The sequence below is a fragment of the Candidatus Avelusimicrobium sp. genome (assembly GCF_051874775.1).
Lineage (GTDB): Bacteria > Elusimicrobiota > Elusimicrobia > Elusimicrobiales > Elusimicrobiaceae > Avelusimicrobium.
In genome coordinates this window covers 1-5,232 of sequence record NZ_JBJEGE010000038.1, presented here as the reverse complement: position 1 = coordinate 5,232, position 5,232 = coordinate 1, and the positions used below count along the sequence as shown (strand labels likewise).

The 5,232-nt window shown below is 46.4% G+C and carries 5 protein-coding genes and 1 pseudogene; 5 read left to right on the top strand and 1 reads right to left on the bottom strand.

What is annotated here, in order from left to right:
* The 4 genes and pseudogenes from ACI351_RS07970 to ACI351_RS07955 form a co-directional block, all read left to right on the top strand.
* Positions 1 to 371 (top strand): annotated as a pseudogene (locus tag ACI351_RS07970) (lipoyl synthase); the annotation flags it as partial.
* 14 nt (positions 372 to 385) lie between these two features.
* A complete protein-coding gene (locus tag ACI351_RS07965) occupies positions 386 to 715 on the top strand; it encodes a hypothetical protein (protein WP_439734716.1) in 330 nt (109 codons plus the stop codon).
* Between the two features lie 253 nt (positions 716 to 968).
* Entirely contained in the window at positions 969 to 1,223 is a 255-nt protein-coding gene (locus ACI351_RS07960; protein ID WP_439734715.1) for a hypothetical protein, read from the top strand.
* 73 nt (positions 1,224 to 1,296) lie between these two features.
* Positions 1,297 to 3,741 (top strand): hypothetical protein, encoded by a 2,445-nt coding sequence (locus ACI351_RS07955; RefSeq protein ID WP_439734714.1) that lies wholly within the window; start codon positions 1,297 to 1,299, stop codon positions 3,739 to 3,741.
* 365 nt (positions 3,742 to 4,106) lie between these two features.
* Here ACI351_RS07955 and ACI351_RS07950 read toward each other — a convergent pair whose 3' ends face one another.
* The gene (locus ACI351_RS07950) at positions 4,107 to 4,382 is read right to left on the bottom strand and encodes a hypothetical protein (RefSeq protein ID WP_439734713.1); all 276 of its coding nucleotides are present in this window, start codon (positions 4,380 to 4,382) and stop codon (positions 4,107 to 4,109) included.
* 80 nt (positions 4,383 to 4,462) lie between these two features.
* Between ACI351_RS07950 and ACI351_RS07945 the strand changes: the two genes are divergently transcribed.
* On the top strand, positions 4,463 to 4,963 hold the full coding sequence (locus ACI351_RS07945; protein ID WP_439734712.1) for a pilin: 501 nt from the start codon (positions 4,463 to 4,465) through the stop codon (positions 4,961 to 4,963).
* The last annotated feature ends 269 nt before the right edge of the window (positions 4,964 to 5,232 follow it).

Below are 5,232 nucleotides of genomic sequence, written 5' to 3'. Positions count from 1 at the left end.
TGCGTATCGGCGCGAAGTATGAGCGAACGCTGAAAGTCTTGGAGTTAAGCAAAAAAATTGCGCCGCATATTCTTACCAAAACGGGGGTTATGGTAGGGCTTGGCGAAACGGACGCGCAGATTAAAAACTTGATGAAAGATCTTCGCGCAGCAGGCGTAGATTTGCTGACGATCGGGCAGTATTTGGCGCCGTCATCTGCGCACTATCCCGTGGCGCGTTACCCCGAGCCGGAAGAATACCGCGCGTGGGAAGCGTATGCGTTGTCCCTGGGGTTTAAAGGGGTAGCGAGCGGCCCGCTGGTGCGCAGCAGTTATCGTGCGGGTGCATTGTATGCACGGGCAAAAGGAATTTCCGTTTGCGCGGATAAATAGGGTATAATAAACGTATGAAGAAACTTTTACTGTTGTTTCCCGCCGCTTTTTTAGTATGCGCTTGTTCCGGAATGCCGCCCGCGTGGTGGAACCCGGGCAATACGTATTCCAGCACGTCGCGTCAAACGGTCTCTGATGAAAAACCGCGCGAACGCGTGATTACGCCTTCGGCTATTGAACAAATGCCAGCGGAAGAAAATATATCCGTGCCGGACGAAAGTTTTGAAGAAATGATTTTAACGCCTTTGCAAGATGAGGAAACCGAGAACGACACGGGGGACTCGTCGGCACAGAGTGTGCCTCAAGAGGAAAATACTTTGCCGCCGCCCAGCGTATTGGAGTAATAGCGGCTGATGTTAACTTGCGATTTACGCACAAGGGACGGAAAGCTATTTTCCGTCCGTTCTTGCTCATCAGGATAAACATAGATTCCGGATGACAACCTTCCGAAATGGCGATAAAACACAAATTCGTTTCCATAAATCGGCGATCCTCAGGGTATGGCCCGCAGAGGGGGCAGGCACATCACAAATAATAATTCCGATGCGCCGTCGGGAGTTGATTATTTTTCTCTCTATAAAATACGAAAATAAGAATATGGCTAAATTAGTAAGAGGGTCCCGCGATATTTTTGAACCTCAATCCAAAAATTTTACCGAACTGGAAAATTGTGCCCGCGGCGTGCTTTCCCTCCACGGTTTTGGCAAATTAAGCTTGCCGGCCGTGGGACTTAAAGAGCTTTTTATTAAGTTGCCGACGAGACGACAGCCGCCGTGCAAAAGAACGGTAGCAAAAAATCTTGGGCGTTTGGGACTTGTTTTTGTAAGGAGTGTAGACTATAATATAAAGTAGAGTTCCCCGTGTTTACACGCAGGGTAGTCTTTTAAGTATCAATAAAACATATAGTATATATTGGAGACCTTATATGCGCAAACTTACTTTTATCTTATTAGTGTGTGTATTATGTCCATCTCTTGCCGGTGCGTGGGGATTGCTGCCCCAATGTGTAACCCGCGGCCCGAACGGAGAAAATAAGCCGTCGTGTTTGGGGGAGTCTTTCGTAACGGCGGGCACCGTGCCGTGTTTGGAGGTAACTGTGAACGATTTGAAAAAACGTTCAGGAGCGGAAGGGGCCGCCCTGCGGAGCAATTTGCGCGAGTCGGTTCAAAAAGCATTTGATTCGTGGATAAACACTGTCCGCGATACAATTAAATCCTCCGGCCGCGAAGCTGAGTTTGCCGATTTTTTGCAGTCTTTTCCCTCTGCCATAGAGGTTCGCGTTCAGGGTGCCGCTGCGCTGCCTGATACTGAACCGGAGCAAAAAACCAAACGCCGCCGTAAAAAAGATCCGGTGCCGCCAGCTCCGTCCCGTCCTGTTTCTACGGATAAAACGTGTATGAACTTAACGTTGAAGGTCGGTTGGGAACGCGGTTATGACGCTCGTGTCTGTGCGGAGGCTTCTGCGGTAGATAGCGTTATTAACTGGTATACACATTACTTTGATTATAACGTTGGGACTCGTGGACGGAGCCTAAGCAAGTGCCATATTAAATCGGATAAACTGCTTCCCCACGAAATCGGGCACTTGTTGGGCTTGGCTGATTTATATGATAATGAATTGGAAAGGGAGGCCGAAGACCTGGTAATTGTGCGGGATTTTTCACTTTTGAGGATGGGGATTAAGAGCAGCACTATGGAACAGTTTTCTATTATGACGTTAGCTGACAAATTGTCCCGCATCGGCTGCGACGATGTGGAAGCCATTATTAATATGGCAGATTTAATGGCTGTCAAACGAGGTACGGTTTCTGATCGCGTTAAAAACGGGTGGAAAAGTTTTTGCCCCGACTATTCCTCTTTTCGCTATGCTTATGGACAGCCCTATAGAACGGCGGATGAACTTGAGGAAAACAAAGAACGTATTGATGCGGTGTTATTTTTTGAACAATCTTACTCAAAATGGAATGCAGAATATAATCGGTTGAACGCAGAAATACAGACGTTGAACGCCCGTGTGGATACTGCGCCTCTCCCGTTAAAAACTGCTAATTTGATGGATTCTGCCAAGGTAAACTATTTAGAGGATCTTCGCTCGAAAGTTCGGGCGTTGGCTAACAAGTTGGAGCGTCAGGACCCCACAAAACCTATTTTGGAAGAATATAAGCAACTGTTGGGTGAGGAGAAAAAACTAAACTCTTTTTACGACCCAGCAGTGTTGGCCACATATAGACCCCACCCTGTGCATTTAGAGAAAGCCGTAGCCAAACAGCCCCATCACTGCATAAAGTGTGGTAAGCTGATTCTGCCGGAAGATGAGGGGACTGCGACGATAAGGCGTCATACCGTTTATTTTCACAGCCCTCAATGTCTAGATGGAAACAACCGGTTGCGGATTGTTCCAACACAATTAAACACGTATGTCAAAAAATACGGATACGACCGCGAAAGAAAAGCGGCGCCTGCGTTGACGTATGGAGAACTTGAGGCACAAGCCCTAAAAGAAAGCATTAGCTTGGCTATGGGTAACGCTGATGTGGGGGATCCGTTGCGGAAACCGACTGTATCAGGGGCGGCGGGCGCGGCGCCTTTGGCGGGTAACACTCGCGTGGCTAAACCCGCAGCGCAACCAGCAGCCCATACTTCGGCTAAACCCGCAGCTAAGCCTGTAGTTAAACCAACAGCCGGAACTTCGGTTAAACCTGCAGCAACCCCGCGCGTTGCAAAATCTGCGCCTAAACCAGTAGTGCAACCAGCAGCCCATACTTCGGTTAAACCAGCAGCGCAACCAGCGGCTAAAAAATCAAGTGATCCTCTCGCCGTCTCTGTTCCAAAAGTAAAAAAGTGTTATATTTGCGGACAAGAATTGTCAGACGGTGCATTTTATGCCTTTGCCGAAAGCAAATTGGTGCATAAACACAATGAGTGTGCGGTTCGTGCATTTGTGCAACATAATAAAACGGACGAAGAAAGCTTAGCACGCTATGAAAGTTTTTATTTCTTAAATGTTCCGCAGGATGTAGAGCAGGCGAAAGCCGATTTGCGACATTTGGGTATTACATTGGCGGATGTGCGTCGTTATAATAATCAAACCGCCTTGTTGTTAGAGGAACGACAACGTCAGCTTCAAGAACTCTCCGCAACGCTGGAGAAACGGCAGCTGGCTAGTCAAAAATGTTCCGGTTATCTGGTGGTAACTGCAGATGACATAACACGTTTTGAGACAGAAAATAGCAAAGCGTTGGCTGCTATTTCCAAACGGGAAAAAGCAGGGAAAAAGCTGACGGATAAACAAAAGCGTTTCAAACGCCGTCTTGCTCGGATGAAAGCGGATAAAGTGCTCACGGATTACTGCCGTGATGCCGGACTGTAAAATAAAAGACGGTGATATTATAAAATTCTCCCTGCTGTGGAAATCCGCAGCAGGGCGTTCTTTATCTAACATATTCCCCTGTATAGCAGGGGCCTTTACATAAAAATAGCCCCTCGGTTATCTAAACCGAGGGGTTTAACTATTACTCATCTTTACTCCTTTACTTCTCCTCTTTGCGTCTTGCCGGCCGGTACTGGGATTTATGCCGCGCCTCGTGTCCGGTTATCCTCCAAGCAATCTATGGCGGAAACCCGACGACAGTCGTCTTATTCGCTTACAGGCGTGAAGCGGCAACCGCGCCCGCTCACCCCTTACCGCTTTACGACGTCCCACGAAACGGAAACCGCAAATGGAAAAAACAACGCTTAATGCACCGTTTTCCCCGCCGCCGTAACATCTGGCTCTGCGCCTTCCAAGCACCCGTCCGATTCTTGACGAACCGTTCTAGCCGTCCGAGCACGCAGGCTAACTTCTTCCGGCGCTGCTGCCGTTTCTTTTGCGGTAACGATCACCGCTACCGCCATCCGCGTACTGCTAGGGGCGACACCCAGTCGAACCCAGCGGATAAACTGCTTATCAGTTAGTATAATCGGATTTACAAAATTGTCAAGGGGTTGACCCGTTTTTTTTTTTTGATACATTTTCTCTAGCGGTTGATTTTTGGCTGGATACTTACTGTCCTATAAATAAGCCTTTAAATCAGATTGCTAAGGAGTTTTATATGAAAAAAGGTTTTACTTTAATCGAATTGCTCGTTGTTGTATTGATTATCGGGATTTTATCAGCCGTGGCCTTGCCGCAGTATCAAAAGGCGGTAGAGAAATCACGCGTAGCCGAAGCGCTCAGTTTGCTTAAAAGTATTCAAACCGCCGCCGCGGTATGTGCATTGGAAAAGGGCGACAGTATCTCTTGCAGCTTGGAAGATTTATCTATTGAATTAAATAGTTTGGATTGTGCGGCAGATGATGATACTTTTTGTATGGGTAAATATTACTCATATAATTTTGATGAAGGAATAGGCAATCCGTATGTATGCCCGGAAGACAATTGCAGTTCGTATTACATTCAGCTGGTGGGGGATCCTAATGGAAATCCCGGCTTGGTACCCTATTCCAATAAACGCATTTGCGTTGGACGGGATAAAAAAGGACTGGCATTATGTTCTTCTTTGGGCGGGAAAAAGTTGAGTTCGAATTCTTCCCAAACCATTTGGGAATTTTAGATTTTATTATGCATGTAAACTGCCACGGGCTTCCGCCCGTGGCAGTTTACAGTATTTATTTCTACTATTTGACTTGCTGTTTGAGAAAATGTGTCAGATGAAATTAGAAATATAATTGTTGGGGCAGAAACCTCAATATACCGGCTATGTTTCGGTGCAAAAAATTTCATCTTATGTTTTTTATAAGCTTGTGAAAAAATAATTTTTATTATACAATATAAGAAAAATTTTGAAAAAGTAACAATTCTAATTCAGATTTGTTTATGTAG

What these genes read in the sequence shown, in the direction of transcription:
- ACI351_RS07965 (WP_439734716.1), top strand. Translation starts at nt 386, where the DNA reads ATGAAGAAACTTTTACTGTTGTTTCCCGCCGCTTTTTTAGTATGCGCT.
- ACI351_RS07960 (WP_439734715.1), top strand. Translation starts at nt 969, where the DNA reads ATGGCTAAATTAGTAAGAGGGTCCCGCGATATTTTTGAACCTCAATCC.
- ACI351_RS07955 (WP_439734714.1), top strand. Translation starts at nt 1,297, where the DNA reads ATGCGCAAACTTACTTTTATCTTATTAGTGTGTGTATTATGTCCATCT.
- ACI351_RS07950 (WP_439734713.1), bottom strand. Translation starts at nt 4,382, where the DNA reads ATGTATCAAAAAAAAAAAACGGGTCAACCCCTTGACAATTTTGTAAAT.
- ACI351_RS07945 (WP_439734712.1), top strand. Translation starts at nt 4,463, where the DNA reads ATGAAAAAAGGTTTTACTTTAATCGAATTGCTCGTTGTTGTATTGATT.